15 protein-coding genes are annotated in these 15,470 nt (G+C 66.2%); 6 read left to right on the top strand and 9 right to left on the bottom strand.

All coding sequences use genetic code 11. From position 1 onward, the window contains the following. Position 1 precedes the first annotated feature (1 nt). The 3 genes from pfkB to C7C57_RS12880 form a co-directional block, all read right to left on the bottom strand. Positions 2 to 949 carry a 1-phosphofructokinase gene (gene pfkB / locus C7C57_RS12890; RefSeq protein WP_187976739.1) on the bottom strand — a complete coding sequence of 316 codons (948 nt, stop codon included), beginning with the start codon at positions 947 to 949 and terminating at the stop codon, positions 2 to 4. Continuing rightward, positions 946 to 1,722, bottom strand: a complete 777-nt coding sequence (locus C7C57_RS12885) for a DeoR/GlpR family DNA-binding transcription regulator (RefSeq protein WP_255505684.1) — start codon at positions 1,720 to 1,722, stop codon at positions 946 to 948. The genes pfkB and C7C57_RS12885 overlap by 4 nt, the downstream gene beginning before the upstream one ends. 249 nt (positions 1,723 to 1,971) lie before the next feature. Further along, positions 1,972 to 2,544, bottom strand: coding sequence for a GtrA family protein (locus C7C57_RS12880; protein WP_187976738.1), 573 nt, complete (start codon positions 2,542 to 2,544; stop codon positions 1,972 to 1,974). A 108-nt stretch (positions 2,545 to 2,652) separates the two neighbouring features. On the opposite strand from C7C57_RS12880, the gene C7C57_RS12875 reads away from it, so the two are divergent. From C7C57_RS12875 to C7C57_RS12865, 3 genes are read left to right on the top strand one after another with little or no spacing between them, the layout of a single operon-like run. After that, complete coding sequence (locus tag C7C57_RS12875) at positions 2,653 to 3,837, top strand: 5-(carboxyamino)imidazole ribonucleotide synthase (protein WP_370581454.1); 1,185 nt, start codon at positions 2,653 to 2,655, stop codon at positions 3,835 to 3,837. Between the two features lie 17 nt (positions 3,838 to 3,854). Continuing rightward, positions 3,855 to 4,364 (top strand): 5-(carboxyamino)imidazole ribonucleotide mutase, encoded by a 510-nt coding sequence (gene purE, locus C7C57_RS12870; RefSeq protein ID WP_030149010.1) that lies wholly within the window; start codon positions 3,855 to 3,857, stop codon positions 4,362 to 4,364. Next, positions 4,361 to 5,716: an LCP family protein gene (locus C7C57_RS12865; RefSeq protein ID WP_187976736.1), complete on the top strand. Its 1,356-nt coding sequence runs from the start codon at positions 4,361 to 4,363 to the stop codon at positions 5,714 to 5,716. Before purE ends, C7C57_RS12865 begins: the two co-directional genes overlap by 4 nt. Positions 5,717 to 5,829: 113 nt before the next feature. Here C7C57_RS12865 and C7C57_RS12860 read toward each other — a convergent pair whose 3' ends face one another. Both C7C57_RS12860 and rfbD read right to left on the bottom strand, forming a co-directional pair. Next, positions 5,830 to 6,960, bottom strand: coding sequence for a glycosyltransferase family 1 protein (locus C7C57_RS12860; RefSeq protein ID WP_187976735.1), 1,131 nt, complete (start codon positions 6,958 to 6,960; stop codon positions 5,830 to 5,832). 113 nt (positions 6,961 to 7,073) lie between these two features. Then, complete coding sequence (gene rfbD, locus C7C57_RS12855; protein WP_187976734.1) at positions 7,074 to 7,937, bottom strand: dTDP-4-dehydrorhamnose reductase; 864 nt, start codon at positions 7,935 to 7,937, stop codon at positions 7,074 to 7,076. A gap of 139 nt (positions 7,938 to 8,076) precedes the next feature. Here rfbD and C7C57_RS12850 point away from each other — a divergent pair, with 139 nt between their 5' ends. The 3 genes from C7C57_RS12850 to rfbA all read left to right on the top strand — a co-directional run bounded on the left by C7C57_RS12850 (position 8,077) and on the right by rfbA (position 10,917). Next, on the top strand, positions 8,077 to 9,369 hold the full coding sequence (locus C7C57_RS12850) for an esterase family protein (RefSeq protein ID WP_187976733.1): 1,293 nt from the start codon (positions 8,077 to 8,079) through the stop codon (positions 9,367 to 9,369). Positions 9,370 to 9,434: 65 nt separating this feature from the next. Next, entirely contained in the window at positions 9,435 to 10,040 is a 606-nt protein-coding gene (locus tag C7C57_RS12845; RefSeq protein WP_187976732.1) for a dTDP-4-dehydrorhamnose 3,5-epimerase family protein, read from the top strand. 4 nt (positions 10,041 to 10,044) lie between these two features. Next, entirely contained in the window at positions 10,045 to 10,917 is an 873-nt protein-coding gene (gene rfbA / locus C7C57_RS12840; RefSeq protein WP_187976731.1) for a glucose-1-phosphate thymidylyltransferase RfbA, read from the top strand. Between the two features lie 105 nt (positions 10,918 to 11,022). On the opposite strand, the gene C7C57_RS12835 is transcribed toward rfbA, so the two are convergent. From C7C57_RS12835 to C7C57_RS12820, 4 genes are all read right to left on the bottom strand, one after another. Next, entirely contained in the window at positions 11,023 to 11,880 is an 858-nt protein-coding gene (locus tag C7C57_RS12835; RefSeq protein WP_255505683.1) for a glycosyltransferase, read from the bottom strand. Positions 11,881 to 11,918: 38 nt separating this feature from the next. Then, complete coding sequence (locus tag C7C57_RS12830) at positions 11,919 to 13,142, bottom strand: ABC transporter ATP-binding protein (RefSeq protein ID WP_187976729.1); 1,224 nt, start codon at positions 13,140 to 13,142, stop codon at positions 11,919 to 11,921. A gap of 32 nt (positions 13,143 to 13,174) precedes the next feature. Beyond that, complete coding sequence (locus C7C57_RS12825; protein WP_187976728.1) at positions 13,175 to 14,083, bottom strand: ABC transporter permease; 909 nt, start codon at positions 14,081 to 14,083, stop codon at positions 13,175 to 13,177. A 105-nt stretch (positions 14,084 to 14,188) separates the two neighbouring features. Further along, positions 14,189 to 15,370, bottom strand: coding sequence for a glycosyltransferase family 2 protein (locus tag C7C57_RS12820; protein WP_255505682.1), 1,182 nt, complete (start codon positions 15,368 to 15,370; stop codon positions 14,189 to 14,191). Between the last annotated feature and the right edge of the window lie 100 nt (positions 15,371 to 15,470).

Genomic DNA, 15,470 nt, shown 5'->3' with positions numbered 1-15,470 from the left:
ATTAGTCGTTCAGGGGCAGATCGCGCCGCGGGGAGCGGATCAGGTCGACCTCGATGTGTTCAAGGTCGGCGGGCGCGGGCACCTCGGTGCCGGGCAGACGGACGGCGGCGGCACCCCAGCGGACCCCGCGGACCAGTGCATCCGCCTCGTCCTCTCCGCGGTTCAGGCCGAAAAGTAATCCGGCAAGCATGCAGTCACCGGCACCCACGGTGGATACCGGGTCGGTCACGATCGAGCGCGCGTGCACCACGGTGTCCGCGCTGACCAGCACCGCGCCGTCTCGGCCCAGGCTCACTGCGACAAACCGGATGCCGGTTTCGACCAGCTCGCGGGCGGTGTCGATGACCGCGCCCATCGTGGTGAGCGAGCGTCCGGTGAGCTCTTCCAGCTCGGTGCGGTTGGGTTTGATCAGCGTGGGGATCGCGGCCACGGCGGTGGCAAACGCCGGTCCCGAGGAATCGATCGCCACGTGGGCACCGAGTCGCTTGGCCTCGGCGATCAGCTGCGCGTACAGGTCGGCGGGGGCACCGGGTGGCAGGCTGCCGCAGCCGGTGATCCAGGTGCCCGCGGTGGCCGGGGAGAGCGTGGCGGCAAACAGCGCGTGCACGTCCGCCGAGCCGAGGGTGGGCCCCGCCTCGTTGAGCTTGGTGGTGGTGCCATTGGGCTCCAGCACGCTGATGTTCATTCGCACGCTCCCGGCGATCGGTACGATCCGGGTGGGCACCGCTGTCTTGGTCAGTAGCGCCTCGAGCAGGGTGCCCTCGGGGCCACCGGAGGGGACCACCACGAGCGGCTGCTCGCCCATGCTGGCGAGCGCCCGGCCCACGTTCACACCCTTGCCGCCGGGATCGATCCGGGAGGATGCCGCCCGCAGCACCTGGCCGCGGTGCAGGGCCTCGACGGTGACCGCACGGTCCACGCTGGGGTTGGGAGTCAGGGTGATGATCATGCGTTCACCACGTTGGGTCCGGCCGCGCGGATCGCCTCGGCGAAGTCCTCGTCGATGGCGGCGTCGGTGATCACCACGTCCATCTCCTCCAGCTCGGCGAAGCGGTGCAGGTGCACGTTGGCGGCCTTGCTGGAATCGGCGACCAGGACGGTGGTGCGGCTCGCGGTGACCATGGCCCGCTTGGTCGCGGCCTCCATCTGGTCGGGGGTGGTGAGCCCGCGGGCCACGTCGAACCCGTTGGTCCCGATAAAGCCCACGTCCACGCTGAGTTCGGCCAGCGCATCGGTGGTCCAGCGCCCGACCGCGGCCCCGGTCATCGCGCGCACCTGACCGCCCAGCTGAAGCAGGGTGATGCCGGGCTTGGTGGAGAGGGCGGCGCAGATCATCGGGCTGTTGGCGACCACCGTGAGTTCGGCATCGGCGGGGAGGGCCTGGGCGATGGCGAGGGTGGTGGTGCCGGCATCCAGCAGGATGGTTCCGGTTTCGGGAAGCTGCTCGAGTGCCCGCAGCGCGATGCTGCGCTTATCGTTCGAGTGGCGACCGATGCGCTCGCTGAGATCCAGCTCGGAGTTCAGGGCATCGGTGGGGATCGCTCCGCCGTGTGCCCGCTTAACCAGTCCGCGCCGTTCCAGGGCGGTGAGGTCGCGACGGATGGTTTCCGCCGTCACATCCAACTGTTCGGCGAGTGCGCTGCCCTCGACCCGTCCCTGGCTGCGAGCCAGGGTGAGGATGAGCTGCTGTCGTTCCGCGGCGTACACGGCGTCTCCCGTCATTGGTAGAGGAATTTGAAATATAGTCCCACACAAACGGATCAAAACAAAGACGTAACAACATTAACGAGCGCGGATTTAGCAAATTAACAGGGTGGGAATTCTGCGTTTCGGTGGAAAAGGCACGGATTCGGCGGGAAACGGGCGTCCGTGCGATACCTCCCCGGATACGACAAAACACCCTCACCTTCCCGTCAGGCTGGGCCCGATCGAGGGTGAGGGTGTGGGGCGGCCGGATGACCCGGCGGAAAGCTAGTGGATCTCGTCCCGGGCCACGGACTTGGCCTCGGGAACCTTGGAAATCTCGATGTCCGGTTCGGTGAACTCGGCCGCGCTGGCCTCGAGGTCGGTGATCTCCTCGGCCGCACGGTCGCGGTTGGGGGAGAACACCCAGTACCGGTAGAGCACAAAGCGGAAGACCGAGCCGAGGATCAGGCCCACGCCGTTCAGCGCGATATTGTCGGCGGCGGCGGAGGTGAAGCCGAGCACATCGTGGGACACCCAGACGCACAGGGTGCTGATGCCCATGCCGGCAAAGCTCACGGCAAAGAACTCCACACCCTCACGCACGGTGCTGTTCGAGCGGTGCGTGGCGAAGGTCCAGAACCGGTTACCCAGCCAGTTGGTGATGATGGCCAGCGTGGTGGCGATCACCGTGGCGATCACCACGCCGTTCTTCACGTGTTCGGGGTTCAGCGGACCGACGCGCAGGAGGTTGAAGGACACGGCGGTCACAACAAAACCGGCGCCACCAACCACGGCGAACTTGAAGAGCTGCATAAACAGCGGGTACCAGGATGCGGATTTCACGCGACTCAGGTTCATTTACCCCCCTCGGGCGGAAAACTCCCCGGGTGGGTGTTCTCGGCAATTGTCTGTGCACCAAACGGAAAGATGTGCACCGGACGGATAGTCTACCCGCAGTTCTATAACATTAGCTTTGAGTGTGCTGAAGAACACAACCCCTCGGAGACGGAGACCCACGTGCTGAAAATCGGAGTAATCGGTGGCGGTCAGCTGGCGCGGATGATGATGCCCGCCGCGATCAACCTGGCCCTGGATGTGCGGGTGCTCGCCGAGACCCCCGGATCCCCGGCCGAAATCGGTGCCAGCGCGGTGGGGGACTACCGCGACCTGGACACCGTGCTGAGCTTCGCCCGAGACGTGGATGTGATCACCTTCGATCACGAGCACGTGCCCCAGTCGGTGCTCGCCGCGCTGGTGGCCACCGGTGTGCGGGTGCACCCGGGCCCCCAGGCGCTGCTCTATGCACAGGACAAGCTGCTGATGCGCGCCAAGCTCACCGAGCTGGGCCTGCCCACCCCCGAGTGGGCCGAGGTACGCTCGGCCGCCGAGCTCCAGGTCTTCCTCGACGCCCACGGCGGTGCCGGGGTGCTGAAGACCCCGCGTGGTGGGTATGACGGCAAGGGTGTGCGCGTGGTGCGTTCGGCCGCCGAGGCCACCGACTGGTTCACCGCGGTGGCCGAGTCCGGCGACACCGGCAGCCTGCTGGTTGAGGAACTGGTGGACTTCACCCGCGAGCTGGCCCTGCTGGGTGCGCGTCGTCCCGGTGGCGAGAGCGCCTACTGGCCCGTGGTCGAGACCATCCAGCGCGACGGCGTCTGCGCCGAGGTGCTCGCCCCCGCCCCGGGGAGCGACGGCGCCGTGGCCGCCGAGGCCGAGCGGATCGCCCGTGCGCTGGCCGATGGACTGGGAATCACCGGTGTATTCGCCGTGGAACTGTTTGAAACCACCGACGGCCGGGTGCTGGTCAACGAGATGGCGATGCGTCCGCACAACTCGGGCCACTGGACCCAGGACGGATCGATCACCAGCCAGTTCGAACAGCACCTGCGCGCGGTCGCCGATCTGCCGCTGGGGGCCACCACCCCGCGGGCCCCGATCACCGTGATGGCCAATATTCTGGGCGGTCCGCTCGAGGGCACGCTGGGGGATCGCTACCCGCGGGTCATGGCCGAGTTCCCCGATGCCAAGATCCACAACTACAACAAGGCACCGCGCCCGGGTCGCAAGGTGGGCCACGTCAATGTGACCGGCACCGACCTGGAATCCGTGCGTGAACGCGCCCGGGTGATCGAGTCCCGCTTCCAGGGTTGACCCGTTAGCATTGACCCATGTCTCATCACTCCAGTGAAAATCCCCGTGTTGGCATCGTCATGGGAAGCGACTCCGACTGGAGCGTCATGGCCGCCGCCTCCGCTCAGCTGAGCGAGTTTGGCATCGACCACGAGGTCGAGGTTGTCAGCGCGCACCGCACCCCGCACAAGCTGGTGACCTACGGCGAGCAGGCGCGCGAGCGCGGGCTCAGCGTGATCATCGCCGGTGCCGGCGGTGCCGCGCACCTGCCGGGGATGCTCGCCTCGGTCACCACGCTTCCGGTGGTTGGTGTGCCGGTTCCGCTGGCCACCCTGGACGGCATGGACTCGCTGCTGTCGATCGTGCAGATGCCCGGCGGTATTCCGGTGGCAACGGTTTCGATCGGCGGGGCCAAGAACGCCGCGATCCTGGCCGCCCGGATCCTGGCCACCGCGGATTCGGCGCTCGCCGAAACCCTCGCCACCTACCAGCGCGAGCTTGCCGAGCTGGTAGAGGAAAAGAACGCAGCGCTCAAAGCCCGCCTATGATCGAGCAGAGCGAATCGCCTATCCGGCACCCCAACACCGCGTCGCCGCAGGTGATGACCCGGCGCGGGTGGTGGCTGGTGCTGCTGGGCTTTGTGCTGCCCGGCTCGGCGCAGGTCCTCGCCGGTAACCGCCGGCTGGGCCGGATCGGCCTGGTCTCGACCCTGATCATGTGGGTCGCCGGGATCGCCGCCCTGGTGCTGTATCTGACCGACCCGGAGCAGTTGTTCTCGTTCGCGACCAACTCCTGGTTCCTGCTAATCGCCCAGATTGTCCTGGTCGCCTATGCGGTGCTGTGGTTTGTGCTGACCATCGATACGCTGCGCCTGGTGCGCATCATCAAGGCATCCCCGCTCGGCCGGGTCCTGATCCTGGCCCTGGGCCTGGTCTTCCTGGTGGCCTCGACCGGTGCCGCCTCGGCGGGTGCCTATGTGGCCAATGTGACCAGCGGCACCCTGGGCAAGCTGTTTGGGACCAGCGCCCCGCCCGAGGACCCCACCGACGGGTACTACAACATTCTGCTGCTCGGTGGCGACGCGGGGCCCGACCGTTCGGGCATGCGCCCGGACAGCCTCTCGGTGGTCTCGATCAACGCCGACACCGGGCAGGCCACGATGATCGGCCTGCCGCGAGACATGCTGAACGTGCCGTTCAACGAGTCCTCGCCGATGTATAAGCGCTACCCCAATGGCTACAACAGGTGTGATGTGAGCGCATGTAAGCTCAACTCGATCTATACCGAGGCCGAACTGCGCCACCCCGACTACTATCCCGATGCCAAGGCCGAGGGATCCTCCCCGGGCATCGAGGCCACCAAGGACGCCGCCGAGGCCCTGACCGGTCTGCGCATTCCCTACTACGTCCTGGTGGATATGCAGGGTTTTGCCGACCTGATCGACGCCCTCGGTGGCGTGGAGATCACCGTGGACAAGCGCCTGCCGATCGGCGGAGACGAGAACCTCAAGGGTGTCGTCGAGTGGATCGAACCCGGCACCCAGCACATGGACGGCTACCACGCCCAGTGGTTTGCCCGCTCGCGCCACGGCACCAGCGACTTCGACCGGATGGAGCGTCAGCGTCAGCTTCAGGAAGCCGTGCTCAAGCAGTTCACCCCGGCCAACGTGTTCTCCAAGTTCCAGGGCATCGCCGAGGCGGGGACCCAGGTGGTCAAGACGGATATCCCGCAGGATCTGCTGGGCTACTTCGTGAACCTGGCCACCAAAACCCGCGCGCTCCCGGTGCAAAAGCTCGAGCTGACTCCGGCCAACGGGATCGATCAGGACCATCCGGATGTGCCGGAGATCAAGTCCAAGATCAACGACCTGCTGCACCCGAAAACCACGCCCACCAACTAGGGCATGACACAACCGGCCCCGTCCAAGGACGGGGCCGGTTGTGTATGGGCGGCACGGTGGTTGCCGTGCGGCCGGAAAGCCCTGCGAGCGGGGCTAGGTCCCGGCGTGCGGCGCTAGAGCTCGGCGTGCAGTGCCCAGACCCGCTCGGCCGAGTCGCGCCAGCCGAAGACCTGGGCGCGGTCGGTGCCGGCAAAGCCCAGGCGTTCGCGGCGCTCATCGTCCTCGATCAGCTCGGTGATCGAGGCGGCCAGGCGCTCGGCAAAGCCATCGTCCCCGGCCTCCACGGCCTCCCCGGCCCCGCCGGAGATCTCCAGCAGCGCGGGATCGTCGGTGTGCAGCACCGGGGTTCCCAGCGAGAAGGCCTCGAGCAGGGGCAGCCCGGTGCTCTCACGCACGCTCGGGTAGACAAACAGCGTGGCCCGGGCGTACACGGTGGCCAGGTCGGCGCTGCCGAGGTCGCCCAGGGCGCGCACACGGCCCTCGTCAAGCCCCGCCTCATCGGCGGCCTGGGCGAGGGAGGAGGAGCCCCAGGCATCGGGACCGATGACCAGCAGCGGCAGGTCGGGCACACCGGGCCGGGCGAGAGCCTGCAGCAGTGGGTCCAGGCCGCGGCGCGGATCCAGGCTGCCCAGGGTCAGCAGGAAGCGCTCGGGGAGGTCGAGGTTGCTGGCGCGCCAGGAGGCGTCGGCGGGCAGGGCCAGGGTGCTGGCCGGTGCCTCGGGGATCACCCGGACCCGGTCCCCGAAGGGGGCGATCTCGGCCAGCTGCGCGGCCACCGCATGGGTGGGGACCACGATCGCGTCGGCATGTTTGCGGGCGCGCTTGAGCATCTGCTTCTGCCAGGCCACCGAGGTGGGGGTGAGGCTCTTGGGATCGGTCCAGGCGAGGGTGTTGCGCAGGGTCACCACGATCTGGGCGGTACCGCGATCGTGTCGACGTAGCGGGGCCAGCAGACTCGGCGCGTGGATCATTCCCTCACCCAGTTGGGTGGTGATTCCCAGCTGCCAGGCGGTGGTGAGCTCGCGCCGCGGCAGGTTTGAGCGCTGAATCTCGGTGATTCCCGGCAGGCGGGCGGCGAGCTCGTCGATGCGTTCCTGGGGCTGGGCCGAGACGATCCCGTGTACGCTGCATCCGCGCGGGGCGGTGGCGATCAGGGCGCGGGTGAGCTCCTCGGCATAGCGACCGTTACCGCCGTGACCGGGGGAGAGGGCCGAATCGAGAATGACACGGAGTACTGCGGACATCGTGGGTTCCCTCCTGCGGGTGAAAAGACCGGGCGGTGTGGCGCGCGAGGCCGCGCGGGGATGCCGGTGGGGCCGAGCAGAAACGGCCGCACCCGAAGGCGCGGCCGTTCTGGCTAGGCGGTGGGCTCGGGGGCGTGGATCGCGCCCGAGGCGATTGCCTGGTGCAGGGCCTCGCGCCAGTCGCGCATGATCGGCAGGCCGGCGGCCGTCCAGCCCGCGTGCCCGAGGACCGAATACGCGGGGCGCGGAGCGGGACGCACGAAGGAGGCGCTGTCGGTCTCCAGCACGCGCTCGGGGTCCAGCCCGGCCTCGGCGAAGATCGCCTGGGTGAAGTCAAACCAGCTGCCCTGGCCCGCGTTGGTGCCGTGGTAGACGCCGGCGGGAGCATCGGACTCGGCCAGCAGACGCAGCTGGGTGGCCAGGTCGCGGGTCCAGGTGGGCTGACCCACCTGGTCGGTGACCACGCTCACGGTGGGGTGGCTTCCGGCCAGGCGCAGCATGGTTGCGGCGAAGTTGTTGCCGTGCTCGCCGTAGATCCAGGCGGTGCGCACGATGAACCCACCGGTCGGGTGCTCGCCCAGCACAAACTCCTCGCCGGCGGCCTTGGTGCGGCCGTAGGCGTTCAGCGGTGCGCGGGCGGTGTCCTCGGCGTAGGGCTCGGTGGCGTTGCCGGCGAACACATAGTCGGTCGAGACGTGGATCAGCTTGGCCCCGTGGGCGGCCGCGGCGGCGGCCAGGTTGCGCGGTCCCAGCGCGTTGACCGCATAGGCGGCGTCCTCATCGGTTTCGGCCGCATCCACCGCGGTGTACGCGGCGCAGTTGATGACCACGTCGTGGCCGGCGACGGCGGCGTGCACGGCATCGGGATCGGTGATGTCGAGTGCGGCGCGATCCAGCGCGGTGACACTCTGGTCGGCCAAAACGGTTTGCAGGTCGCGGCCGAGCATTCCGGCCGCTCCCGTGATCAGGTAGCGCATGTGTTCCTCACGTGTTGTTCCCCCGATTCTACGGGGTCCATACCGGGTACAGGTAGCGGTCAGAAATGCGTAATACTCTCGGTTGTCGTTCCGCTTTGGAAAAACCACCCTCATATTCCTACCCGCAAGGAGCCCCCTCGTGTCCACCCAGCTCCTTGACCTCGATATCGTCTCCGGCCCGGTGGTGGTGGTGAGCTATGCGGTGGCCGCGGCCCTGCTGGTATATCTGCTGGTACGGCCCGGCGGCTGGCGCTGGGTCCGGACGATCGCGATCACCCTGCTGGGCGGAATCCTGGGCGGAACCGCCGTGGTGCTCCTGCTCGAACGTGGGCTCAACCTGTTTGGTGGACCGATCGGACCCGAGGCGCGAGTGTGGGGTGTGGCCGCGATTACCGCAATCCTGATCGCCCTGGTGAACCTGTGGCGCAGCCGCTGGTGGCGCAAACTGATCGCGGCGCTCGGGGTTGTCGCGTTTGCGCTGGCGGCCACCGTGGGCATCAATGCGGCCTTTGGCATCAACCCCACCTTGGGGGCGTTCCTGCACATTTCCACCGAAAAACCCATCGCCCTGGTTTCCCCCACCAAGACCCCCACGGAGGTATCTGGTCCCCTCTATCAGACCTGGAAACCGCCGGCGGATATGCCCGCCGCGGGGGAGACCGGAACCCAGGTCATCCCGGGAGTCATCTCGGGGTTCAAGGCCCGTCCGGCCGGGATCTACCTGCCGCCCGCCGCGCGGGTGAAAAACGCCCCGCCGCTGCCCCTGGTCATCATGATGATGGGCCAGCCGGGGGATCCCAACCCGAGTTTCATCGGGCAGGTACTCGGCGCTTATGCGGCCAAGCATCAGGGTCTGGCACCGATAGTCGTGGTAGCCGATCAGCTGGGCAACCCCAACTTAGACACGCTGTGTCTGGACTCGACAAAGTATGGCAAGGTCGAAACCTATATCACCCGGGACGTGATGAACTGGGCCCATGCCAACCTGAACGTCATCAAGGATCCCGCCTTCACCACCGTCGCCGGGTATTCAAACGGCGGGGAATGCTCGATTTATTTCGCGGCGAAGTATCCCACTCTGTTCCACAATGTGATTGACGTCTCCGGCGAGGAGTACCAGGGCACCGGTGATCCCAAGCTGGCCCTGCGTGAGGTATTTGGCGGAAATCAGGTCGCCTACAACGAGGTCAAGCCGCTCACCCTGCTCTCACGTAACACCTACCCCAACACCACCGCCGTGTTCACCGCGGGTGGGAACGACCCGCTCTTTACCGAGGAAGCCAAAAAGGTGGAGGCCGCGGCCCGCGCCGCGGGCATGAAAACAACGCTGGTCTCCGTGCCTGGGGCCGGACACGGGGTTGATGCCCTCCTCGGAGGGCTGGAAGCGGGCTTCAAGGTGCTTTATCCAGTGCTGGGCCTGGAGGCAAAATAGTCCGGGATCGGGAGGCTCTCGCCGCACACACCAAGTTTCGAGGCAGTCATTGGTAGACTGCCACCGTGCAAATTCGTGAATTGAAGATCCCGGACAGCTACGAGATCACCCCGAAGCAGTTTGGTGACGATCGTGGCCTGTTCCTTGAGGCGTACCGTTTTGACCGACTCGAAGAGGCCACCGGCCGCTCGATCAAGCTCGCGCAGGTGAACACCTCGGTGTCCAAGCGCGGTTCGGTTCGTGGCATCCACTTTGCCGATGTGCCGCCGAGCCAGGCCAAGTACGTGATGTGCCCGCGCGGTGCGGTGCTCGACTTCGTGATCGACATCCGGGTGGGTTCGCCCACCTTCGGTCAGTGGGACTCGGTCCTGCTGGACGACGTAGACCGTCGCGCAATCTTCATTTCCGAGGGCCTGGGACACTGCTTCGTGGCCCTGACCGATGACGCCACCGTGACCTACCTGGTCAACGACGTGTACCGTCCCGACCGCGAGCACGGGATCAACCCGCTCGACCCGGAAATCGGCCTGGTCTTCCCGGCGGAGGCCGGTGAGCCGCTGCTTTCCCCCAAGGACACCGAGGCTCCGGGTCTCGCCGAAGCTGCCGCCGCGGGCCTGCTGCCCACCTGGGAAGCCGCACGCGCCTACTACGACTCGCTGAAGGGTAACTAACGCCATGAAGGGCATCATTCTCGCCGGAGGCTCCGGCACCCGGCTGTGGCCGATCACCAAGGGCATTTCCAAGCAGCTCATGCCCATCTACGACAAGCCGATGGTGTACTACCCCCTGTCGACCCTGATGATGGCCGGAATCAACGAGATCCTGATCATCACCACCCCCGAGTACAACGAGCAGTTCAAAGCGCTCCTCGGCGATGGTTCGGACCTCGGCATCTGCCTGGAGTATGCCGTGCAGCCCTCGCCGGACGGCCTGGCACAGGCCTTCATTATCGGTGAGGAATTCATCGGCGATGACTCGGTCGCGCTGGTCCTCGGCGACAACATCTTCCACGGCACAGGCCTCGGTTCGGCCCTGCGCAATCACAACGAGATCGACGGAGCGGTGATCTTCGCCTACCCGGTTGCCGACCCGCGCAGCTACGGTGTGGTCGAGTTTGACGACAGCTTCACCGCGATTTCGATCGAGGAAAAGCCGGCCAACCCCAAGAGCAACTACGCGGTGCCCGGCCTGTACTTCTACGACAACTCGGTCATCGAGATCGCCAAGACCATCGAGCCTAGCGCCCGTGGTGAGCTGGAAATCTCGACGGTGAACGAGCGCTACCTGAACCAGGGCAACCTGCACGTTCAGGTTCTGGACCGTGGCACCGCCTGGCTGGACACCGGCACATTCGAGTCGATGATGCAGGCCTCCGAGTATGTGCGCGTGATCGAGGACCGTCAGGGCTTCAAGGTTGGCTGCATCGAGGAGATCGCCTGGCGTGCGGGCTGGATCGACGATGCGCAGCTGCGGGCCCTGGCGGCACCGCTGGTGAAGAGCGGTTACGGCAAGTACCTCTCGAACCTGGTAGACCCGAGCTTCGACTAGGCGTCAACAACGCTCAAACGGGGCGGAACCACCATCGGTGGGTTCCGCCCCGTTTTTGTGTGCCCGGGCGCGGGAGGCGCACCGTGGTGGCGTTCGGGTGGGGCCTTAGCGTTCGGTGGGGTCTTGGCGCTCGGCCCGGCGAATCGCTCGAGCATCCCAACGGGCATGCGCGCCCAGACCCAGTTTGAGGCTCCAGCGTATCGGTGCCTGATACCAGTGGGGGTACTGCCCCGCGAGGAACCTGTATGCGCTGCGGTGGTGCTCGATGCGCATCTGCGCCGAGGAACCCCGGGTCGAGTGAGCCCCGGTGTGGGTGACCACCGCGGCCGGCACGTACCAGCTGAGCTGGCCGTCGCGGGCCACCCGGCGGCCGAGATCGACGTCTTCGAAGTACATGAAGTAGGAGAGGTCAAACCCGCCGACCCGGGTGAAGACCGAACGCCGGATCAGGAAGGACGCACCCGAAAGCCACTCGGTGGCACGCTCGATTTCGGGATCCAGCACGTCGGCCCGATACCGGCTGCTCCAGCGGTTATTGGGCATGATGTTGGCCAGCAGGGTGTGCCCGATGCCGGTGCTCAGTGAGGGGAAGCGGCGGGCCGAGGGGTAGGTATCCCCGTTGCCATCAAGTATTCGCGGGCCAAAAACCGCTGCCTGCGGCAGGCGATCGGCCGCGGCCACCAGGGCATCCAACGATCCGGGCTGGTAGACCACATCGGGGTTGGTCACCAGGATGAATTCGCTGTCCGAGGGGCTGTGTTCCAGCGCCCCCATGATGCCCCCGCCGTATCCCGAGTTGGATTCGAGCTCTACATACTCGGCGTGGTATTCGGCGCAGATGGCGCGGGTGCGCTCACGCAGCTCGGTTCCGTTTTCGGCGACCACAATGCTCGCCGGATGAACCGACGCCGTGTGCAGGGACCTCAGCAGGTCGGGCAGCACCTCGACGGAATCATGGCTCACCGTGACGATTTGTACGCGTGAGGACGCGGGCGCGGCGCTCATCGTGCAGGTGACACCGGTCCCAGGTCGGTGAACTCGGAGTCGATCACGATCGAGCAGCGGGAAAACTCCGGCGCCGGGGCGTTAAACGAGCAGGCCTGAACCGCGTCGTAGACGTGGCGTCCCGAGGCGTCCATCAGCGACACGTTGATGAAGAACTTGCCCTCACCGAAGGGTACATCCTTGATCGCGAAGCGCAGCCGGCGGGCCTCCTGCAGCGGCGGCAGGTTCTTGGCGAGCATGCGGGTTTCGGTACCAAACAGCGGGGTGCCCATGTGGTTGTCCACCTGGATCCCCACGTACCAGCCCTCGAGCGGGGTTTCGTGTTCGATGGTGGCCTCGAGGATCAGATCCGATCCCACCGGAACCATGGTGGCGGGGGAACCGTCGGCCAGGGTCAGGGTGCAGTCGGAGATCTTGCCGGTGGGCGGTGCCTCCTCGGCAAAGCCCTCCTCGACCTCGCGGGCGATATCGTCCACCCGGCGGTCCTCGAGGATGTCGCGGAAGCGGGAGATGGCCTCGTGGGTGTCGCCGTCGTATTCCATGACACCCTTGTTCATCAGGATGGCACGGTCGCACAGGTCGTTCACCTGGCCCAGGTTGTGGGTCACCAGAATGATGGTGCGACCCTCGCGCTGGAACTCGCGAATCTTGTCCAGGCACTTGCGCTGGAACGCCTCATCACCCACCGCCAGGACCTCGTCCACCAGCAGGATGTCCGGGTCGGTGTGAATGGCCACCGCGAAGGCGAGGCGCACGTACATGCCCGAGGAGTAGAACTTGACCTGGGTGTCGATGAAGTCGGGAATCCCCGAGAACGAGACGATCCGGTCGAACTTCTCCTCGGTCTCCTCCTGGCTCATGCCCATGATGGCGGCGTTGAGGTAGACGTTCTCGCGTCCGGTCAGGTCCGGGTGGAACCCGGCACCCAGCTCGAGCAGCGCGGCAATGCGGCCGCGGCGGGCCACGGTGCCGGAGGTCGGCTCGATGATCGAACCGATGACCTTGAGCAGGGTGGATTTGCCCGAACCGTTGTGGCCGATCAGGCCGACGGTGGTGCCGGCCTCGATCGAGAACCCGAGGTCCTTGAGCGCCCAGAACTCCTCGCGGTGCTGCTTGCCGTTGCGCCCGAGGGTGACGATGCGCTCCTTGAGCGAGTTGTCCTTGCGGATAATGAACTTCTTGGAGACATCCTTGAGTTCAACTACTACCGGACGAGTCATGCTGGATTCACCTAAACGATTCACGAGGGGGACTAGATGGCCTGGGCGAAGTTGCCCTGGAGGCGGGCGAACACGCGCTGCGCGAGGAACAGGGCAACCAGGCCCACAACCAGGGCGATGATCAGGCGCAGCAGCAGGTTATCGGGGGAGTGCGGGGTGTCCAGGGTGGCGCCGATGGGCCAGAAGGCGCGCTGGAAGCCCATGACCGCCAGGGTCACCGGGTTGGCCGAGTACAGGGTTCCGAAGATGTTGTTTCCGGCGACGTTCTGAACCGCGGACCAGGAGTAGACGATGGGCGATGCCCAGAGCATCAGCATGATGACAACCTCGACCAGGTACTGCACATCGCGCAGATACACGTTCCACGCCGAGAGCAGCAGGGCGAGGGCGGTGGCCCACACCAGCAACACCAGGACCGAGGGGATGAAGTAGAGGACCTGCCAGGTGATCGGTTCCGAACCCAGCAGCAGGCTGGCGGCGATCAGGATCACCATCTGAATGGCGAAGTTAAACAGCGCCGAACCCACGCTGGCCAGCGGGAACACCTCGCGTGGCAGGTAGACCTTCTTGATCAGGCCGGAGTTACCGATGATGGAGGCGGTGCCGCCACCCACGATCTCGCTAAACAGCCCGTAGGCCGTGAGCCCGGTAAACACGTAGACGGCAAAGTCGGGGATACCCGCCCGGGCGTTGAGGAACACACCGAGCACCAGGTAGTAGATGGCCAGCTGAGTCAGCGGACGTACAAGCGTCCACACCAGACCCAGGGCGCTGTCCTTATAGCGTGCCTTGATGTCCCGGCGCACCATGAGGCCAAGCATCTCACGGTGGGCGAAGATATCTTTGATCGAGGCCCACATGCCGAGCCAGCTTCGCCCGGACTGTCCAACCGGGGTCAGCGGGAGCCGGTCAAGGGCGTCATAGCGATCCTGTGCGGTCATTCACTTCACTTCTGTAGTAGCGGGCTGGACAAGTATACCCGCCGGGCACATCGGTGAAGCTGGGAGGCGTCCAGGCCGGAGGCTGAGGGGCCGCGCAGGCGCCGTCTACTTGGGGTCGGAGGGGTGACGAATTCCGCGCAGCGTGGCCGCCGCCCGGTCGACGAGCTTCACCACGCGGCGGTTTTCCACCGCGGCAAGCCGCTGCTGGAGGTCCGTGATGATGGACGCGCGACTGTCGCGCTGCGCGAGTACCGAGGCCAGCGAGTCGCGCAGCTGCAGCGACTCGGCCCGATCGTGCTCGCTCTCGCTGCGCGCGGCATTCCGCTCGGCGAGCGCGACCCGGAGTTCATGTTCGGCGAGGCGCAGGCTCTCCTCGGTCCGCCCGATTGCCGCCCCCAGCGGGTGCAGCAGGTCGCGCTCGCGTGCCTCGAAGGCGATATCCGCGCGGGCATCGGGGAACACGTCAACCAGCCGGGTATCCGGCACGAGTTCGCCGCGTTCCACGTGTCCGGGAATCAGCTCGGGCAGCGGGTGCCGGGCCACGTACAGGGCACGCAGGGTCCCCTCCTTGAGGCGGCGGTAGTCACGCATACCGTGGTGGTTGGGGCTCGGGGTGAGACCGCTGAGCTCATAGGCGCGACCGGCGTTTTCCACCTTGCGGCGGTACTGAGCCCACGAACGCCAGGGCAGGTGCAGCACCTCGATGGCCAATGCCGGATCCAGCGGGTCGCCCGCGGGGAGGTTGACCGAGTGGTTTCCCTGCACCACCTCGACCTCGGCCGAACCGATGTGCGGGGAATCGGGGGTCGCATGTGCGATCAGCCCGATCTCGCGCAGCTGCTCGGGGGTGCGCAGATCGCGATAGGTGAGTCGGTTGATGCCGCTGCCGTCCTCGGCGGGCTCCCCGATCATGTCGAACACGGGAGCGATAAAGGTCACCGTGCTCGCCGGGATGCGCGAGAAGGCATCCTTCAGGGTCAGCGTGGGATCCGCGGTCACCCAGAACTCGTCGGCGTCGGCGTTGATGACCCAGTCCGCGCCGAACTCCGTGTATGCGCGCCGTGCCATGGCCGTCACCACGCGTGCCTGCTGCTTGCGGTGCTCGGGGTCGTGGGCGAGCTGGATCTTGCCCTCCGCGGCAAAACCCTCAAGGATCTCCCGGGTGCCATCGGTGGACCCGTTATCGGTGACCAGGATGGTGTCCACTCCCTGATTCAGGTGGTGCTGAATCATCGGGGCGATGATATCCGCTTCGTCGCGGACCATGAGGGTGAGAGCGAGGTGCACGCAGACTCCTAAGAGATGCTGATGCGCCCGGAAAGTTAACGGGCGTCATCTGATTATGCCTCGTCGGGACCGAAACGCGCTGAACAATCGCCCGGAGCGC

Origin of the sequence: Mycetocola sp. JXN-3 (genome assembly GCF_014522285.1) — a bacterium.
Classification (GTDB): Bacteria; Actinomycetota; Actinomycetes; order Actinomycetales; family Microbacteriaceae; genus Mycetocola; species Mycetocola saprophilus.
The sequence above is the reverse complement of the archived record's forward strand: the minus strand, read 5'-3'. Positions and strand labels throughout refer to the sequence as shown.

Bases quoted from the DNA above. Each gene is read 5' to 3' on its own strand.
- purE (WP_030149010.1), top strand. From the start codon at position 3,855: ATGTCTCATCACTCCAGTGAAAATCCCCGTGTTGGCATCGTCATGGGA.
- C7C57_RS12860 (WP_187976735.1), bottom strand. From the start codon at position 6,960: ATGTCCGCAGTACTCCGTGTCATTCTCGATTCGGCCCTCTCCCCCGGT.
- C7C57_RS12880 (WP_187976738.1), bottom strand. From the start codon at position 2,544: ATGAACCTGAGTCGCGTGAAATCCGCATCCTGGTACCCGCTGTTTATG.
- C7C57_RS12830 (WP_187976729.1), bottom strand. From the start codon at position 13,142: ATGACTCGTCCGGTAGTAGTTGAACTCAAGGATGTCTCCAAGAAGTTC.
- pfkB (WP_187976739.1), bottom strand. From the start codon at position 949: ATGATCATCACCCTGACTCCCAACCCCAGCGTGGACCGTGCGGTCACC.
- C7C57_RS12885 (WP_255505684.1), bottom strand. From the start codon at position 1,722: ATGACGGGAGACGCCGTGTACGCCGCGGAACGACAGCAGCTCATCCTC.
- C7C57_RS12825 (WP_187976728.1), bottom strand. From the start codon at position 14,083: ATGACCGCACAGGATCGCTATGACGCCCTTGACCGGCTCCCGCTGACC.
- C7C57_RS12865 (WP_187976736.1), top strand. From the start codon at position 4,361: ATGATCGAGCAGAGCGAATCGCCTATCCGGCACCCCAACACCGCGTCG.
- rfbA (WP_187976731.1), top strand. From the start codon at position 10,045: ATGAAGGGCATCATTCTCGCCGGAGGCTCCGGCACCCGGCTGTGGCCG.
- rfbD (WP_187976734.1), bottom strand. From the start codon at position 7,937: ATGCGCTACCTGATCACGGGAGCGGCCGGAATGCTCGGCCGCGACCTG.